Below are 15,788 nucleotides of genomic sequence, written 5' to 3'. Positions count from 1 at the left end.
ATGCTCGTCGGACTGCGCAAGCCGATACGCCTCTTGTGGGGCTATGTCGCCGCTTGCGCTCTGATGGGGTTCGTGCTCGCCTGTGTTGCCGCGTGGACGATGCCGGATACGGCGGCGCCTGAGCTTTTCGCACTGACGATCGCGCTGACTAAACTCGCCATGATCGTCAGCATTCTGCCATCCATCGTGATCATCCCGATCCTGGAATGGCGCGGCATGCGCCGCTGGTACGGTTACGCGATCTACGGCGCCGTCCTGTCGGCCGTGGCTTCCATTTTGATTTCAGGCAGCATGGAGGGGCCGCGGACCCTCAATGTGATCACCATCGTGGTCTGCTTTGCTTTCCTGGGCGCCGTCAGCGCCACCGTCTACTGGTGGATCGCCGGACGCTTTGCCGGGCGTAGCACTGCTCTCAGCGAGCCTGGGTGAAGAAGATCTTCACTGCGAAGATCGAGAAGACGCTGGCAAAGGTGTAATCCAGGCCGCGCATCACACCGCGGTTTCTCTGCAGCCAGGACGACAGGCCGTCGGCGGCGAGAACGACGAGCATGTTCACCGGCATGCCGATCACGATGAAGAAGAAGCCGAGAAAGAGCAGTTTGTGCGTGACGGCGGGGTCGCCGGCGGTGACGAACTGCGGCAGGAAGGTCATGAAGAAGATGATGACCTTCGGGTTCAGCAGATTGACCCAGAAGCCGTTGGAGACGTTGGCGAGTGGCGTTCCGCCGACCGCATCGACCTTCTTGACCGACAGGCTGGAGCCGAAGCGGATCGCCTGGATCGCCAGCCAGAGCAGATAGGCAGCGCCGCCCGTCTTCAGGATGGTAAAGGCAACCGGCGAGGCCGTGATCAGCGCGGAAATGCCGAAGGCCACCAGGCAGGTGTGAACGATAACGCCGAGCGTGGTGCCAAGCACGACGAAAAGTGCTGCCTTTTTGCCCTGCGCCAGCGCGCGGCTGATCGACAGTGTCATGTCGGGGCCAGGCGTCATCGCCAGCAGCAGGCTCGCTGCAGAAAAGGCAAGAAGAGTCGGCAGGCTAGGTATGAAGTCCACGAGAATGCTCCGAAAGCCGGAAGGGGGTTGGCTTTTTCTATCCGGCTTTCGGTGGATTGCAAATCAATCCTTCTTTTCGAGGAATGCCTTGAATTGATCGGTGTAATCGGGGTGCCAGCGCGACAGCGGCGGGCGGTTCTCGACGATGTCGCCGGCCGCCCAGAGCATGCGGCGTTCGTCGACTGGGCGCGCCACGTCATTATCTGGGCAGAGAATGTAGAAATCGCCGCGCTTCAGGCTTTCCACCATGAAATCGACCGTCTGCTCCGGCGTCCAGGCGCCGGCGGGTTTTTCCTTGCGCTCGCCTTTGGTCAGGCTGGTGAAGACGAAGCCGGGAATGAGGAGATGGGCCGATATTTTCGCACCTTCCGTATTGCGCAGCTCATGCTGCAGCGCTTCGGTAAACACTTTTACGCCGGCCTTCGAGACATTGTAGGCGGGATTGCCGGGAGGTGTGGTGATGCCCTGCTTCGAGCCGGTATTGATGATGACGCCCGGTTCGCCATGCGCAATCATGCCGGGTCCGAAAGCGCGCGTGCCGTTGATGACGCCAAGCAGGTTGACGCCGAGGATCGCGTCCCATCCCGCCTGGGCGCTGAAGATCGAGGTTTCCGGGCCGATGCCGGCATTGTTCATCAGCACGTGTACGCGGCCGAAGCGCTGCAGGACGGTGCGCTCCAGCGCTTCCAGCGCCTCCTTGCTGCCGACATCGGTCTCGACGGCCATGACATACTCTTCGCCAGTGATCGTCTTGAGATCGGCGGCCGCTTGCGCCAGCCGGTCGCCGCCGAGGTCGGCAATGACGACGCTCATGCCGAGCGAGGCGAAATATTTCGCAGCGGCAAAGCCGATGCCGGATGCGCCGCCGGTGACGACGGCAACATTGGATTTCTTGAAAATGTCTTGAATATCGGTCACGAGCGGCGCCCTCCTCAGGCATTGTTCGGTCGCCGCCGAATATGGTACTTTCGGGAGGCAAGTCAAACGGCCGGAGGTCGCGCCAATGACAAAACATGTGTCCGTAGAAATCGACGAGCAGATGGATGCGTTCATCGGCGAGCAGATCAGCCACGGCAACTACGGTTCGCCCAGCGAGGTCATTGACGCAGCGTTGAAATTATTGCGCAGCCGGGCGGAAATAGAGGCGATTGCTGAGGCGATTGCCGAGGGCGAGGCCTCAGGCGAGGCGGAGGAGTTTGACGGTGAAGCGTTTCTGACGGAGCTGCATCGCAAATATGTCCGTTAAAAGCCGATCCTGTAAGCTCTTGCCGAAAGCACGACAGGATCTGGAGGCTATTTGGCGATATACATTTGAGACTTGGTCTCTTCAGCAGGCAAATACCTACTACAGCGAGCTGATTGGTTGTTTTCCGGAACTGGCAGCCGGGACCGCGCGCGGTCGCAAGGTCAGCGGTATCAAACCAGATTATCTCGCTCTCGCCTGCGGCTCTCATTTCATCATTTACAAAGGCGATGCTCAAACGCTCACAATTATCCGTATCCTGCATCGGCGTATGAATATCGCTGCGCATCTTTGATGCTGCCCTGGGAAACAGCTGCCCGCGCGCTTCCCCTTGCGCCTTACGATAATCTCGCTAAAAGTTCCGCGATACAGGTTTGTGGGCCTCTCCCCTGGCTCGCCTTGAAACGGAACTCATCATGGCATCACATAAAGACGTGAAGAAAGTCGTTCTCGCCTATTCCGGCGGCCTCGACACCTCGATTATCCTGAAGTGGCTGCAGACGGAGCTGGGCGCCGAAGTCGTCACCTTCACCGCCGATCTCGGTCAGGGCGAAGAGCTGGAGCCGGCGCGCAAGAAGGCCGAACTGCTCGGCATCAAGGAAATCTACATCGAGGACGTGCGCGAAGAATTCGTGCGCGATTTCGTCTTCCCGATGTTCCGCGCCAATGCCGTGTACGAAGGCGTCTATCTGCTCGGCACATCGATCGCTCGTCCGCTGATCTCCAAGCATCTGATCGAGATCGCCAAGAAGACCGGCGCCGACGCCATCGCGCATGGCGCGACCGGCAAGGGCAACGACCAGGTTCGCTTTGAACTGTCGGCCTATGCGCTGAACCCGGACATCAAGATCATCGCTCCCTGGCGTGACTGGTCGTTCAAGAGCCGTACCGACCTGCTCGAATTCGCCGAGAAGCACCAGATTCCGGTCGCCAAGGACAAGAAGGGCGAAGCGCCGTTCTCCGTCGACGCCAACCTGCTGCATTCCTCCTCCGAAGGCAAGGTTTTGGAAGATCCGGCCCAAGAAGCACCGGAATACGTGCATATGCGCACCATTTCCCCGGAAGCTGCGCCCGACAAGGCCACCGTCATCAAGGTCGGCTTCGAAAAGGGCGATGCCGTTTCGATCAATGGCCAGCGCCTGAGCCCGGCAACCCTGCTTGCGAAGCTGAACGAGTATGGACGCGACAACGGCATCGGCCGTCTCGACCTCGTCGAAAACCGCTTCGTCGGCATGAAGTCGCGCGGCGTCTACGAGACCCCCGGCGGCACGATCCTGCTCGCAGCCCACCGCGCCATCGAATCCATCACGCTTGACCGCGGTGCCGCGCACCTCAAGGACGAGCTGATGCCGCGCTATGCCGAGCTGATCTATTACGGCTTCTGGTTCTCGCCGGAGCGCGAAATGCTGCAGGCCCTGATCGACAAGAGCCAAGAGCACGTCGAAGGCGAAGTGACGCTGAAGCTCTACAAGGGCAATGTCATGGTCACCGGCCGCGAAAGCCCGAAGTCGCTCTATTCCGACAAGCTCGTCACCTTCGAGGACGACCAGGGCGCCTACGACCAGAAGGATGCGGCCGGCTTCATCAAGCTCAATGCATTGCGCCTGCGCACCCTCGCCAAGCGCAACCTGTCGAAGTAACCGATATCCGGATACAGAAGAGTCCGCTTTCGGTCGCCGGAAGCGGGCTTTTCTTTTGCAAGCGCTGCCGCTGGAATTAATCCACCGGCCTCAATTCGCGTTCGACTTCTGCAGGCGCTTCGGCTTTTTGAAGATTGCTGCGGAAAGCGCAGAGCGCGTCATGCAACTGAGTTTGACGATCCTTGTCGAAGCCCTGCGTCGCATTGCGCTCGACTTCGCAGACTTCTCTGTCGATCTGCGTCAGTTTGGCTTCCGCCGATTCCGAAAGTACGATCCGCTTGGCGCGGCGGTCGAGCGGATCGGGTTGACGTTCGATCAAGCCCCGTGCTTGCAGTTTGTCCAGAAAGGCGCTGACTGTCATCGGCTCCAACCCCATCCTGGAGGCGATATCAAGCTGGCGACTTCCATTGATGGCGGCAACCTGCATCAGAGTTCTTGCTTCTCCCGCCGTCAGGCCGAGCCCAGCGACAAGAATGCGTCGCTCAAAGGCCGTTCTGATCAAACGGGCGCAATCGCTCACAAGAAAAGCGAGCGAATCCGTATTAATCCTGCTGTTCATAAGCGTTTCCCTACCTACGCTTTTTCAGTTTTAGGCCCCACCCATGTTCATATTGGTTTAGACCTATGAACACAACGCCTTCTTGGGCCATAAATAAGCGGCAGCTTGACCGGAATCGGGATATTGCTACTCTTGCGCGATCAGCAGCAGGGACCTCCAATCATGACGCAATCGCTTGTTGTCGGCGCTTTTCTGGCGGCGCTTTTCTATGTGCTGATTCCCGGCCCTGCCTTCCTGGCGCTGCTCGGCATCGGTGCTGGACAGGGACGCAAGGCGGGGGCGTTTTTCGTCAGCGGCCATCTCTTGGGCGATCTCGTCTGGTCGACGCTTGCGCTTGTTGCCATTGTCGGCGCCAAGACCATCGGCACCTTCGTCTTCGACCTTTTGGGATTGCTGTGCGGCTTCTATCTGGCCTGGATCGGCTGGAGCGCCGTCACTGCCAAGCCGAAGGGCGATGGTAAATCGCTCGTCACTGTCGACCGGCCCTTCCGCCGCGGCCTGATCTTCGGTGTGACCAATCCAAAGGGATATCCCGTCGCGCTGGCGACCTTCACTGCCCTTGTCGCCGGCTCGGCGAGTGCGCTGACGTTCAGCGCCTTGCCGCTGCTGCTCATCGTTTCCTTCGTTGGCTTCATCACGGCGGATCTCATCCTGATCAGCATCATCGGCGCGAGCGCCGTGCGGCGCTTCTACCGGTCGCATGAGCGGCTGATCGTGCGTTGCTCGGGCGTGCTCTTCATGGGTTTTGCCGTGCAGGCGCTTTGGCACGCCACTCCGGGCCTGCTTGGCTGGCGCAAGGCCTGATTGCCCCTCTCTGAATTTGTTCGGCTTGCGCCATACCAATTCGGCGGGGGTCGTCTTATATCGTGCTTCGATCAGATGTCTGTCGAAAGGATGCCCTGAATGTCTTCTCTTGCCGCCGTCAATCCCGCCCTTATCGAATGGACCGGACATCAGGGGCTGCCGCGTTTCGATGCGGTGAAGGATACGGATTTTGCCGTTGCTTTCGATGCAGCGCTCGCGTCGCATGAGGCGGAGATCGATGCGATCGCCGGCGATAGCGAGGCACCGACTTTCGCCAATACGGTGGTTGCGCTCGAACTCGCCGGCGACGAGCTGTCGCGCATCTCGGCGCTGTTCTGGAACAAGGCCGGCGCTCACACCAACGAGACCATCCAGGCGCTGGAGCGCGAGATTGCGCCGAAGATGGCGCGGCACTATTCGAAGATCGGCACGAATGCCGCGCTCTTTGCGCGCATCGACACCCTCTGGGAGGGCCGTGACAAACTTGGCCTGACGCTGGAAGAGACCCGCGTGCTGGAGCGGCACTGGAAGGGTTTCGTCAAGGCGGGTGCCAAGCTGCCGAAGGCGGAGCAGGAGCGGCTTTCCGCCATCAACGAAAAGCTCGCCGGTCTCGGCGCGCAATTCGGCCAGAACGTGCTTGCCGATGAAAAGAGCTGGGCGCTTCTACTGTCGGAAGAGGCCGATCTTGCCGGTCTCCCGGACTATCTGCGCGATGCGATGGCGGCCGCAGCGCGCGAGCGCGGCGAAGAGGGCAAATATGCCGTGACGCTGTCGCGCTCGATCATCGAGCCGTTCCTGACGTCGTCCGAACGCCGCGACCTGCGCGAACAGGCCTTCAACGCCTGGGTGGCGCGCGGCGCCAACGGCGGCAAGACCGACAACCGCGAGATCATCCGCGAGACGCTGGCGCTGCGGGGGGAGAAGGCCAGCCTGCTCGGCTATGCCAACTTCGCGGAGCTGAAGCTCGACAACACCATGGCGAAGACGCCGACGGCGGCGAACGATCTGCTGATGGCCGTATGGTCCAAGGCGGCGGCCCGTGCCGGTGAGGAAGAAAAGGATATTGCCGCGCTGATCACAGAGGAAGGCCGCAATCACGAGGTCATGCCCTGGGACTGGCGGCATTACGCCGAGAAGATCCGCACACGGAAATTCGATTTCTCCGAAACCGAGCTGAAGCCTTATTTGCAGCTCGAAAAGATCATCGCCGCCTGCTTCGACGTCGCCGGCCGCCTCTTCGGCATCAAGGCTGTCGAGCAGAAGGGCATTCCCGCCTATCATCCCGACGTGCGCGTCTTCGAGATCCGCGACCGCTCAGACAAGCTCGTCGCCTTGTTCCTCGGCGATTATTTCGCCCGCAGCTCGAAGCGCTCCGGCGCCTGGATGAGCTCGTTTCAGTCGCAGCACAAGTTGACGCTGAAAAACGGTCACGTCGGCGAACTGCCGATCATTTACAATGTCTGCAATTTCGCCAAGCCGGCCGAAGGCAAGCCGGCGCTGCTGTCGCTCGACGATGCCCGCACGCTGTTCCATGAGTTCGGCCATGCGCTGCATGGAATGCTCTCGAACGTGACCTATCCTTCCGTTTCCGGCACCGGCGTTTCCCGCGATTTCGTCGAACTGCCGTCGCAGCTCTACGAACACTGGCTGACGGTGCCCGCCATTCTCAAGGAATATGCCGTCCACTATGAGACCGGCGCGCCGATCCCGCAGGCGCTGCTCGACAAGGTTCTGGCGGCCCGCACCTTCAATGCCGGGTTCAACACCGTCGAGTTCACTTCCTCGGCCCTAGTCGACATGGCTTTCCATACCCGTGGCGTCGTCGAAGACCCGATGGCGGTGCAGGGCGAAGTGCTTGCCGAGATCGGCATGCCGAAGTCGATCGTCATGCGCCATGCGACGCCGCATTTCCAGCATGTGTTTTCAGGCGACGGCTATTCGGCCGGCTATTATTCCTACATGTGGTCGGAAGTGCTCGATGCCGATGCCTTCGCCGCTTTCGAGGAAACCGGCGATGCCTTCAATTCGGACATGGCCGCAAAACTGAAGGCCAATATCTATTCCGTCGGCGGCTCGATCGACCCGGAAGAAACCTACAAGGCCTTCCGCGGCAAGCTGCCGAGCCCGGATGCGATGCTGAAGAAGAAGGGTCTGGCTGCCTGATCTTCGCGCTCGGGTTCAGCAGTTCCGGCCCTGTATCTATGGGACGGAGAGGCGCGTAAGCGAGCTTTCGCGCCTCCCCCCTTTCGCATTCGCGAAAAAAAGGGTATGAGCGCGCCAAATGCAATTGGCGTGTTTACTAGACACTGCGCCCCAGCCTCAGAGATTAAGACATATGGCACTTCGCAACATCGCGATCATCGCGCACGTTGACCATGGGAAAACCACCCTCGTCGACGAGCTCCTAAAGCAGTCCGGCTCCTTCCGCGAGAACCAGCGCGTTGCCGAACGCGTCATGGACTCGAACGACCTCGAAAAGGAACGCGGCATCACCATTCTCGCCAAGGCGACCTCGGTCGTCTGGAAGGATACCCGCATCAACATCGTCGACACTCCCGGCCACGCCGACTTCGGCGGTGAAGTTGAGCGCATTCTCTCGATGGTGGATGGCGCAATCGTTCTCGTCGACGCTGCCGAAGGCCCGATGCCGCAGACCAAGTTCGTCGTCGGCAAGGCATTGAAGGTCGGCCTGCGCCCGATCGTTGCGATCAACAAGATCGACCGTCCGGACGCCCGTGCCGACGAAGTCATCAACGAAGTCTTCGACCTCTTCGCCAATCTCGACGCCACCGACGAGCAGCTCGACTTCCCGATCCTTTACGGTTCCGGCCGTAACGGCTGGATGAACTATTCGCCTGATGGCCCGAAGGAAGAGGGCCTCGGCCCGCTTCTCGATCTCGTCGTCAAGCATGTTCCCGAGCCGACCGTCGGCGAAGGCCCGTTCCGCATGATCGGCACGATCCTGGAAGCCAACCCCTTCCTTGGCCGCATCATCACCGGCCGCATCCATTCCGGCTCGATCAAGCCGAACCAGGCCGTCAAGGTTCTGGGTGCCGACGGCAACCTCATCGAAACCGGCCGTATCTCCAAGATCCTCGCTTTCCGCGGCATCGAGCGCCAGCCGATCGAAGAAGCGCAGGCAGGCGACATCGTCGCTATCGCCGGCCTTTCCAAGGGCACCGTCGCCGACACCTTCTGCGATCCGCAGGTCTCCGAGCCGCTGATCGCGCAGCCGATCGACCCGCCGACCGTCACCATGTCCTTCATCGTCAACGACAGCCCCTATGCAGGCACCGAGGGCGACAAAGTCACCTCGCGCGTCATCCGCGACCGTCTGTTCAAGGAAGCCGAAGGCAACGTCGCGCTGAAGATCGAAGAAGCCGAAGGCAAGGATTCGTTCTACGTTTCCGGCCGTGGCGAATTGCAGCTCGCAGTTCTGATCGAAACCATGCGCCGCGAAGGCTTCGAGCTTGCCGTTTCGCGTCCGCGCGTCGTCATGCACAAGGACGAGAGCGGCCAGCTGCTCGAACCGATCGAAGAAGTCGTCATCGACGTCGATGAGGAGCATTCCGGCATCGTCGTGCAGAAGATGTCCGAGCGTAAGGCTGAAATGTCCGAGCTGCGTCCTTCGGGCGGCAATCGCGTTCGTCTCGTCTTCCTGGCGCCGACCCGCGGCCTCATCGGCTACCAGTCGGAACTTCTGACCGACACGCGCGGCACGGCCGTCATGAACCGTCTTTTCCATGACTACCAGCCGTACAAGGGCGAAATCGGCGGCCGTGTGAACGGCGTGCTGCTCGCCAACGAAGCCGGCGAAGCCGTCGCCTACGCCCTGTTCAACCTGGAAGACCGCGGCCCGATGATCATCGACGCCGGCGAGAAGGTCTATGCCGGCATGATCATCGGCATCCACTCGCGTGACAACGACCTCGAAGTCAACGTGCTGAAGGGCAAGAAGCTCACCAACATCCGCGCCGCCGGCAAGGACGAAGCCGTGAAGCTGACGCCGCCGATCCGCATGACCCTTGACCGCGCGCTTTCCTGGATCCAGGACGACGAACTGGTCGAAGTCACGCCGAAGTCGATCCGTCTGCGCAAGATGTATCTGGACCCCAACGAGCGCAAGCGCTTCGAGAAGGCCCGTCTGGCCTGATAGCCATACCGCCTTGAATCAAGCGACCCCGGCCATCGTGCCGGGGTTTTTATTTTGTGTGTTCGGTTTTTGAGCCCTTGTCCTAAAGGTTAAAAAGTCGTTAATTTTTAATGATGATCCACGGATAAAGCCTGTGGGCAAGTCCGCCATCTTTATGAATGAGGATGGTTAATTCGCGTTCGCGAGACCAGAGTAGACGTTATGAAGACGTTGTCGATTGATGTTCGGCGGGCAGAACCCCATGATGCCCGAGCCATTTCGGAGGTGCACCGCCAAGCGTGGCAGTATACCTATGCCGGCATCATTCCGCATCGCGCCCTTGGCCAGATGATCGAGCGCCGCGGCGAAGGCTGGTGGCGCAAGGCGACCAGCGGGCCAGCCACGCTTCTGGTCCTCGATGTGGCCGGCGAGATTGCCGGTTACGCCACGCTCGGGCTCAACCGCGCCCGCGCGCTTCCGCAGGAAGGCGAGATCTACGAACTTTATCTGCGCCCGCAATATCAAGGCCTGGGGCTGGGGCGCATGCTGTTCGGCGAGGCACGCCGGCTTTTGAAGTCGCTCGGCTGCAAGGGACTGGTCGTCTGGTGCCTCGAGGAAAACGAGAACGCGGATCGCTTCTATCGCGGCCAGGGCGGCGTCGATTTCTGCGAAGGCATCGAGACCTTCGACCATAGACAGCTGAAGAAGATCGGCTTCGTCTGGCCTTAAGCGCCAACTAAATCAGCCGCTTTTCCGATGCGTTGTTGCGTTGCGGCATGAATCCTATTATTTGGCGGGCGGCAACCATCCTTATTAGGGGACATGTATGCGTATCGACGCGATTTCCATTGGCAAGAACCCGCCCGAAGACGTCAACGTCATCGTTGAAGTGCCGGTCGGCGGTCATCCGATCAAGTACGAAATGGACAAAGAGGCCGGCACGCTGGTCGTCGACCGTTTCCTCTACACGCCGATGACCTATCCGGGCAATTACGGCTTCGTTCCTCACACGCTCTCCGAAGACGGTGACCCGATCGACGTGCTGATCGCCAGCACCCGTCCGCTGGTTCCGGGCTGCGTCATCAATGTTCGCCCGATCGGCGTGCTGAAGATGGAAGACAATTCCGGCAAGGACGAGAAGATCATCGCCGTTCCCTCGCCGAAGCTGACGCTGCGCTACGAGAAGGTCAAGGAATATACCGATCTTCCGGAGATCACGGTGAAGCAGATCGAGCACTTCTTCGAGCACTACAAGGATCTGGAACCCGGCAAATGGGTCAAGATCTTCGGCTGGGGCGGTTCCAAGGAAGCTGGCGAGCTCATCATCGAAGCCATCGCCCGCGTCAAGAAGGCAAAGGCCTGATCAGCCCTTCGCAATAGCGCTTAATCTTTCTGCCAAATCCTCCGGGTCGCCATCGATCCGGAGGATTTTTTTACGAGCGGTGTCGCCGCTGAGCAGCTCAAGCGAGGATTTTGGGATGCCGAGGCTCTTGGCAAGCAGCGCGATCAGCGCCTTGTTGGCCTTGCCCTTCTCTGGCGCGACCGAGACACGCGCCTTCAGATAGCACTCGCCATCGCTGCCGGTCTCGATGCCGTCGATCGCGTCACGCCCGCCATTGGGCGTGAGACGCACGGATAGTCGCAGATGATCCGAAGAGGCCTGCCAGGGCCTGTTCACCGCAGGAACAGAGGAACCAGCGAGTTCCACATCAGCGAGCGGACGAAGAAGATGATCAGCAGCAGGATGACGGGCGAGATGTCGATGCCGCCGAGATCGGGCAGGATGCGGCGGATCGGGCGCAATGCCGGCTCGGTGACCGCGTAGAGGAAGCTGCCGACGGAGTTGACGAACTGATTGCTCGAATTGATGACGTTGAAAGCATAGAGCCAGGAAAAGATGGCACTGCCGATCAGCACCCAGGTGTAAAGATTCAAAGCCAGATCAATGGTTTGAAATAAGGCGAGCATGTCCGTCTCCATTTCGCGGTTGACAGACATGTAGACATTGGCGACTAAACGGGCAAGTCCCATGCTCCGAAGCATGTTGAATCATGTTTAAAAGGCCGGTTCGTGCGCTTGCGCCGGCTGCCGCGCCGGAAAGTCTCGCCCCATGTCGTTCGCCGCCAGCGGAGACCGGTTTGCCGCCTTCAGGCACATTGCCTATACCTATTTCTTCTTCGCTCGGTTTTTGACGGCTTTTGCCACCCAGATCGTCAGCGTCTCGGTCGGCTGGCAGATGTATGACCATACCGGAAATCCCGCTTATCTCGGCCTGATCGGCCTTGTACAATTCCTTCCTTCTCTGTTGTTGATCCTGGTCACGGGTACGGTGGCCGATCGCTACAACAGGCGCAGGGTCGCGGCGATCTGCATCTTCGTCGGCATGCTCTGCACGGCGGCACTCCTCTTCCTCACCGTCAGCGGTACGTTTGCGCCTCTGCCGGTTTTCATGATCCTCGCCGTTTTCGGCGTCGAGCGTGCCTTCATGACGCCGTCGATGCAGTCGCTTGCGCCCAATCTCATACCGCCGCAGGATCTGTCCAATGCGGTGACGTGGAACTCGATGTCCTGGGATGCCGCCGCCGTTCTCGGCCCTGTCGCCGGCGGTTTGCTCTATGGCGTCAGCGCCGGCGCATCCTATACGGTGGCCGTGATCTTCCTGGCCGCCGGCTCTATCCTGACTTTCCTGATCCCGAAGCCGCATCAGCGTGCCGCGCAGCAATCGAAAAGCATGAACGAGATCCTCGCAGGCTTTAGGTTCATCTGGTCGGAGAAAGTGGTGCTTGGGGCCGTTTCGCTCGATCTCTTCGCCGTACTGCTCGGTGGTGCGGTGGCGCTGATGCCGGTCTATGCGCGCGACGTCCTGACACTTGGGCCGTGGGGGCTCGGCCTCCTGCGCGCTGCCCCGAGCTTCGGCGCGATCGCCATGGGCCTGTTTCTGGCGACATATCCGATCCGGCACCGCGCCGGCGTCTACATGTTCGCCGGTGTCGCCATGTTCGGCCTGGGCACGCTGGTCTTCGGCGTCTCGCATACGCCATGGCTGTCGATAACGGCTCTTGCCGTCATGGGGGCATCCGACCTGATCTCGGTCTATGTCCGCGAAACCCTGATCACGCTCTGGACGCCGGATCATGTCCGCGGCCGCGTCAATGCCGTCAACATGGTCTTCGTCGGGGCGTCGAACGAGCTCGGCGAGTTTCGGGCCGGCATTATGGCGCATTATTTCGGCGCCATCCCCGCCGTCGTCATCGGTGGTCTCGGCACGCTTACGGTCGCTATTCTCTGGGCGGCCGGGTTCCCGCAGCTCCGCCAGATCGACAGCCTGAACGCACCCGACCGCAAGAGTGAGCCGCAGCCGGCTTGAGGGGTGCCGGAAGCCGGCACAGCGCTCTTTCGATTCAAGGGTTCCGTCGTCTCAGGCAGCTATCGCCTGCTTGCCCTCGAAGACGAGATCGAGGAATTGCGATAGCCAGGCCTTGAGCGCGGCATCGAAGATCATCCGGCCTTCCAGGTGCTCGCGGCCCTGCTGGGCGTTCGGCATGCAGAAGCGATGCTCGCCGTGCACGACCCAGCGCTGCATCATGGCGCGGGTGAGTTCGGCATGGAACTGCAGGCCCCAGGCGTTGGCGCCGTAGCGATAGGCCTGGTTGGGATAGGTCTCGGCCGTAGCCAGCAGCTCGGCTCCGTGTGGCAGCTCGAAGCCTTCGCGATGGAAATGATAAACCATTTGCGGCCAGTGCATCAGCAGCCGGCCCCTTTCCGTCGGCTGCAGCCCATACCAGCCGATCTCGGTTTTGCCGTCGTCGCGCGCCTTCACCTTGGCGCCGAGATGGCGGGCGAGCAGCTGCGCCCCGAGGCAGATGCCGAGATAGGGCCGGTTCTCCTTGAGAGGAACCTTCAGCCAATCCGTCTCCGCCTTGATGAATTCCTCCGGGTCGTTGGCGCTCATCGGCCCGCCGAAGATGACGGCGCCGGCATGGGCGGCAAGCGTCGAAGGCAGGCGGTCGCCGAGAACCGGGCGGCGGATATCGAGATCGTAGCCCTTCTCCAGCAGCATCTGGCCGACACGGCCGGGGCTGGAGCGCTCCTGGTGCAGGACGATCAATATCGGTCGGCCGCCACGCCTCGGCGCTTCAATCATCATTGCCTGTCTCCGCCCTCGAACCGGGCACGCGCGCGGCTGCTTCCTGGCGCTTCATGATGCGCTCGCGATCGGAAATGCCCATGAGGTCGGCGATGCGCCAGATCGCATGGTCTTCCATCTCGCTGCGCTCGCCGTCGGCATAGACGATATCCCAGAGTATGCCGAGCAGCTCCAGCCGCTGGGTACTGTCGAGATGGCGCTTCAGATCCGAGGTGAAGCGATAGTAATCGACGGCCTCGCTTTCGGCTTCCTCGCCGGCGGCGATCAGTGCATCGAGCTGGCGGCCTTCGAGGCCATATTGGCTCTTGAGAAGCTTGCGCAGCCTCTTCTTTTCGCTGCTCTCGATCTTGCCGTCCGCTTCCATGACCTGGATACAGAGCGCTGCCACCGCGACGCGCGGGTCGTCGGGCGCAAAGCCGGATTTGGGGTGGTCCTGGGTCAGGTTATGAAGGAATTCCTGAAAACGTTCGAACATCCGTATCCATTCTCAAAGCAAGCCGAGCGGGGTTCTAGGGGGGCCACGCTCCATCTTTTTGTTTTCACGCAATTGCGGACGCAAAACCGCTTCGCACTTTCGCTGGAATTGCTCTAGAACAACCTGAGCCGCGTCTTGGATTCCGGTTCAAGCTTCATGTTTTTCACACCGGGGTCGTCGGGCGCGCCGCCGAAGAAGGGCCGTAGTTCCGGTTCCCTCTGCGCCGGCTGCGGTGATGCAGCAGATGCGCTCGGGGCGGGCTTCGCTGCCGTCGGTTCCAATTCCATGACATAAGCATTGGTTGCGGGCGATGCAACTTTCGGTGAACTCGGAGCATCGGCCATGGTTGCGGAAGGGGCTTCGCGCACTGGCGGGAGCGACTTCAGCGCCGCATCGATGGAAAGGACGCTGCCCTCTTCGACAGGCCCCTCGACTTGGTCGAAGGGCGCCTTCCATTCGAAGGCGTCGAGCCTGCCGGTGACGGGCGAAAGCGGCAGCCACTTTTCGGAGACGAAGCCGTCGGCGACCCAGGCCGGATCGCGCGGCGCGCGCAATGCCTGTGCCATCCAGTGGCGCATGCGCCCCTGATCGCCGGTCTCGGCCTCTTCGATATCGGCCAGAAGCAGGAAGGCGCCCTCGCGCGCATCGATCCTGGCTGCGGCTTCGGCCTTGGCGCGCGCCTTGCCGAAATCGGTGGCATCCAGCGCCGCCTTTGCCGTCAGCAGCAATGCCTCGACATTGTTAGGGCGGATAGTCTCCAGCCGTTCGGCGCGTTTCAGGCGGTCGGTGACGGAATCGCCGCTGCGGGCCCGCACATAGGCTCTGCCGATCTCGGGATGCGGATGCGACTTCCAGACCTGCTCGAGCATGGATGCGGCCTTACGCACCTTGTCTTCGCGGAACAGGGCCTTGGCCGCGACCAGCGCCGCCGGCACGAAATCAGCCACCAGCTTCAAAGCTGCGAGCGCATCGTCGCGGGCACCGGCCGGATCGCTCTCCAGCCTGTCATCGGCGCGTGCCGCCAAAAGCACGGCGCGCTGGCGGTTGGCCGTGGTCTTGTCGACGACATGAGCTGCCTTCTGCTGGTCGAGAAGCTTGATGGCATCATCCCAGCGGCCGGCCTGGCTGCGATATTCCAGCGTCGCTTGCGCTGCCCAGGGCAGGTACGGAGCCTGATCAGCGGCCTTTTCGGCATATTGCCGTGCAGCCTCATGCGCACCGAGGCGCTTGGCTTCGAGGTAGAGGCCGCGCAAGCCGAGTTCCCGCGTTTCTGGGTCGTTGGCCATCAGCTCGAATTTCTGGCGCGCCTCGTCATGCTTGCCTTCGATCAATGCCGCCTGCGCCTCAAGCAGATTGATGAGCGGCTCCTGATCGGCGCGGATGAGCCCGCGCGTGCGCGCCGCCATCTTGCGGGCGAGCAGCGCATTGCCGGCACCGGCGGCAATCAGGCCGGTGGACAGCGCCTGATAGCCGCGATCGCGCTTGCGGGCGCGGAAATAGCGGGTGACGGAATGCGGCGAGGTCCAGATCAGCCGTATGAACCACCAGACGATCATGACGGCGGCGATCAAGGCGATCAGGATGGCTGCGGCCACGATCAGCCTGGTCCGATAAAGCTGGCCTTCCCAGACCAGCGAAAGGTCACCCGGCCGATCCGCCAGCCAGGAAAAACCATAGCCGAGAGCGAGGACGAGAATGGCGAAGATAATCAGTCTGATCATTGCTGCGCTCCGT

The 15,788-nt window shown here is 61.0% G+C and carries 18 protein-coding genes; 10 read left to right on the top strand and 8 right to left on the bottom strand.

The annotated features are described in order from the left end of the window. Complete coding sequence (locus tag RHSP_RS01920; protein WP_037149081.1) at window positions 1-429, top strand: hypothetical protein; 429 nt, start codon at window positions 1-3, stop codon at window positions 427-429. On the opposite strand, the gene RHSP_RS01915 is transcribed toward RHSP_RS01920, so the two are convergent. Further along, a complete protein-coding gene (locus RHSP_RS01915; protein ID WP_037149023.1) occupies window positions 413-1,054 on the bottom strand; it encodes a LysE family translocator in 642 nt (213 codons plus the stop codon). The genes RHSP_RS01920 and RHSP_RS01915 overlap by 17 nt on opposite strands. A 63-nt stretch (window positions 1,055-1,117) precedes the next feature. Next, window positions 1,118-1,972, bottom strand: coding sequence for an SDR family NAD(P)-dependent oxidoreductase (locus tag RHSP_RS01910; protein WP_037149020.1), 855 nt, complete (start codon window positions 1,970-1,972; stop codon window positions 1,118-1,120). 85 nt (window positions 1,973-2,057) lie between these two features. Between RHSP_RS01910 and RHSP_RS01905 the strand changes: the two genes are divergently transcribed. The 3 genes from RHSP_RS01905 to RHSP_RS01895 all read left to right on the top strand — a co-directional run bounded on the left by RHSP_RS01905 (window position 2,058) and on the right by RHSP_RS01895 (window position 3,937). Continuing rightward, the gene (locus tag RHSP_RS01905) at window positions 2,058-2,300 is read left to right on the top strand and encodes a type II toxin-antitoxin system ParD family antitoxin (protein ID WP_037149018.1); all 243 of its coding nucleotides are present in this window, start codon (window positions 2,058-2,060) and stop codon (window positions 2,298-2,300) included. After that, window positions 2,290-2,592 carry a type II toxin-antitoxin system RelE/ParE family toxin gene (locus RHSP_RS01900; protein ID WP_004107906.1) on the top strand — a complete coding sequence of 101 codons (303 nt, stop codon included), beginning with the start codon at window positions 2,290-2,292 and terminating at the stop codon, window positions 2,590-2,592. The genes RHSP_RS01905 and RHSP_RS01900 overlap by 11 nt, the downstream gene beginning before the upstream one ends. A gap of 121 nt (window positions 2,593-2,713) precedes the next feature. After that, window positions 2,714-3,937, top strand: coding sequence for an argininosuccinate synthase (locus tag RHSP_RS01895; protein ID WP_004107904.1), 1,224 nt, complete (start codon window positions 2,714-2,716; stop codon window positions 3,935-3,937). 76 nt (window positions 3,938-4,013) lie between these two features. Here the strand turns inward: RHSP_RS01895 and RHSP_RS01890 are convergent, their stop codons facing one another. Next, entirely contained in the window at window positions 4,014-4,496 is a 483-nt protein-coding gene (locus RHSP_RS01890) for a MarR family winged helix-turn-helix transcriptional regulator (protein WP_004107901.1), read from the bottom strand. Window positions 4,497-4,658: 162 nt separating this feature from the next. On the opposite strand from RHSP_RS01890, the gene RHSP_RS01885 reads away from it, so the two are divergent. From RHSP_RS01885 to ppa, 5 genes are all read left to right on the top strand, one after another. Next, window positions 4,659-5,300: a LysE family translocator gene (locus RHSP_RS01885; RefSeq protein ID WP_037149078.1), complete on the top strand. Its 642-nt coding sequence runs from the start codon at window positions 4,659-4,661 to the stop codon at window positions 5,298-5,300. A 99-nt stretch (window positions 5,301-5,399) separates the two neighbouring features. Next, entirely contained in the window at window positions 5,400-7,463 is a 2,064-nt protein-coding gene (locus RHSP_RS01880; RefSeq protein ID WP_037149001.1) for a M3 family metallopeptidase, read from the top strand. Window positions 7,464-7,635: 172 nt separating this feature from the next. Next, window positions 7,636-9,453 (top strand): translational GTPase TypA, encoded by a 1,818-nt coding sequence (gene typA, locus RHSP_RS01875; protein WP_037148999.1) that lies wholly within the window; start codon window positions 7,636-7,638, stop codon window positions 9,451-9,453. A gap of 201 nt (window positions 9,454-9,654) precedes the next feature. Then, the gene (locus RHSP_RS01870) at window positions 9,655-10,161 is read left to right on the top strand and encodes a GNAT family N-acetyltransferase (RefSeq protein ID WP_004107893.1); all 507 of its coding nucleotides are present in this window, start codon (window positions 9,655-9,657) and stop codon (window positions 10,159-10,161) included. Between the two features lie 97 nt (window positions 10,162-10,258). Next, complete coding sequence (ppa, locus tag RHSP_RS01865; protein ID WP_004107891.1) at window positions 10,259-10,795, top strand: inorganic diphosphatase; 537 nt, start codon at window positions 10,259-10,261, stop codon at window positions 10,793-10,795. Here the strand turns inward: ppa and RHSP_RS01860 are convergent, their stop codons facing one another. Both RHSP_RS01860 and RHSP_RS01855 read right to left on the bottom strand, forming a co-directional pair. Then, window positions 10,796-11,110: a DUF167 domain-containing protein gene (locus RHSP_RS01860; protein WP_037148997.1), complete on the bottom strand. Its 315-nt coding sequence runs from the start codon at window positions 11,108-11,110 to the stop codon at window positions 10,796-10,798. It abuts the gene before it with no gap. Then, complete coding sequence (locus RHSP_RS01855; RefSeq protein ID WP_086005329.1) at window positions 11,107-11,430, bottom strand: YggT family protein; 324 nt, start codon at window positions 11,428-11,430, stop codon at window positions 11,107-11,109. Before RHSP_RS01855 ends, RHSP_RS01860 begins: the two co-directional genes overlap by 4 nt. A gap of 112 nt (window positions 11,431-11,542) precedes the next feature. Between RHSP_RS01855 and RHSP_RS01850 the strand changes: the two genes are divergently transcribed. Next, complete coding sequence (locus tag RHSP_RS01850) at window positions 11,543-12,799, top strand: MFS transporter (protein ID WP_004107885.1); 1,257 nt, start codon at window positions 11,543-11,545, stop codon at window positions 12,797-12,799. 51 nt (window positions 12,800-12,850) lie between these two features. Here the strand turns inward: RHSP_RS01850 and RHSP_RS01845 are convergent, their stop codons facing one another. From RHSP_RS01845 to RHSP_RS01835, 3 genes are all read right to left on the bottom strand, one after another. Next, window positions 12,851-13,576 (bottom strand): glutamine amidotransferase, encoded by a 726-nt coding sequence (locus RHSP_RS01845; protein WP_037149075.1) that lies wholly within the window; start codon window positions 13,574-13,576, stop codon window positions 12,851-12,853. Next, the gene (locus tag RHSP_RS01840) at window positions 13,569-14,054 is read right to left on the bottom strand and encodes a tellurite resistance TerB family protein (RefSeq protein ID WP_004107882.1); all 486 of its coding nucleotides are present in this window, start codon (window positions 14,052-14,054) and stop codon (window positions 13,569-13,571) included. The genes RHSP_RS01845 and RHSP_RS01840 overlap by 8 nt, the downstream gene beginning before the upstream one ends. A gap of 113 nt (window positions 14,055-14,167) precedes the next feature. Beyond that, complete coding sequence (locus RHSP_RS01835) at window positions 14,168-15,775, bottom strand: heme biosynthesis protein HemY (RefSeq protein WP_004107880.1); 1,608 nt, start codon at window positions 15,773-15,775, stop codon at window positions 14,168-14,170. Window positions 15,776-15,788: the final 13 nt, after the last annotated feature.

This window comes from Rhizobium freirei PRF 81 (genome assembly GCF_000359745.1).
GTDB classification, from domain to species: Bacteria; Pseudomonadota; Alphaproteobacteria; order Rhizobiales; family Rhizobiaceae; genus Rhizobium; species Rhizobium freirei.
Note: the sequence above shows the minus strand (reverse complement) of the source record. Positions and strands in the feature narration are given on the sequence as shown.

What these genes read in the sequence shown, in the direction of transcription:
- RHSP_RS01840 (WP_004107882.1), bottom strand. Translation starts at nt 14,054, where the DNA reads ATGTTCGAACGTTTTCAGGAATTCCTTCATAACCTGACCCAGGACCAC.
- ppa (WP_004107891.1), top strand. Translation starts at nt 10,259, where the DNA reads ATGCGTATCGACGCGATTTCCATTGGCAAGAACCCGCCCGAAGACGTC.
- RHSP_RS01895 (WP_004107904.1), top strand. Translation starts at nt 2,714, where the DNA reads ATGGCATCACATAAAGACGTGAAGAAAGTCGTTCTCGCCTATTCCGGC.
- RHSP_RS01885 (WP_037149078.1), top strand. Translation starts at nt 4,659, where the DNA reads ATGACGCAATCGCTTGTTGTCGGCGCTTTTCTGGCGGCGCTTTTCTAT.
- RHSP_RS01905 (WP_037149018.1), top strand. Translation starts at nt 2,058, where the DNA reads ATGACAAAACATGTGTCCGTAGAAATCGACGAGCAGATGGATGCGTTC.
- RHSP_RS01920 (WP_037149081.1), top strand. Translation starts at nt 1, where the DNA reads ATGCTCGTCGGACTGCGCAAGCCGATACGCCTCTTGTGGGGCTATGTC.
- RHSP_RS01850 (WP_004107885.1), top strand. Translation starts at nt 11,543, where the DNA reads ATGTCGTTCGCCGCCAGCGGAGACCGGTTTGCCGCCTTCAGGCACATT.
- RHSP_RS01890 (WP_004107901.1), bottom strand. Translation starts at nt 4,496, where the DNA reads ATGAACAGCAGGATTAATACGGATTCGCTCGCTTTTCTTGTGAGCGAT.
- RHSP_RS01870 (WP_004107893.1), top strand. Translation starts at nt 9,655, where the DNA reads ATGAAGACGTTGTCGATTGATGTTCGGCGGGCAGAACCCCATGATGCC.
- RHSP_RS01845 (WP_037149075.1), bottom strand. Translation starts at nt 13,576, where the DNA reads ATGATTGAAGCGCCGAGGCGTGGCGGCCGACCGATATTGATCGTCCTG.
- typA (WP_037148999.1), top strand. Translation starts at nt 7,636, where the DNA reads ATGGCACTTCGCAACATCGCGATCATCGCGCACGTTGACCATGGGAAA.
- RHSP_RS01855 (WP_086005329.1), bottom strand. Translation starts at nt 11,430, where the DNA reads ATGTCTGTCAACCGCGAAATGGAGACGGACATGCTCGCCTTATTTCAA.
- RHSP_RS01880 (WP_037149001.1), top strand. Translation starts at nt 5,400, where the DNA reads ATGTCTTCTCTTGCCGCCGTCAATCCCGCCCTTATCGAATGGACCGGA.
- RHSP_RS01835 (WP_004107880.1), bottom strand. Translation starts at nt 15,775, where the DNA reads ATGATCAGACTGATTATCTTCGCCATTCTCGTCCTCGCTCTCGGCTAT.
- RHSP_RS01900 (WP_004107906.1), top strand. Translation starts at nt 2,290, where the DNA reads ATGTCCGTTAAAAGCCGATCCTGTAAGCTCTTGCCGAAAGCACGACAG.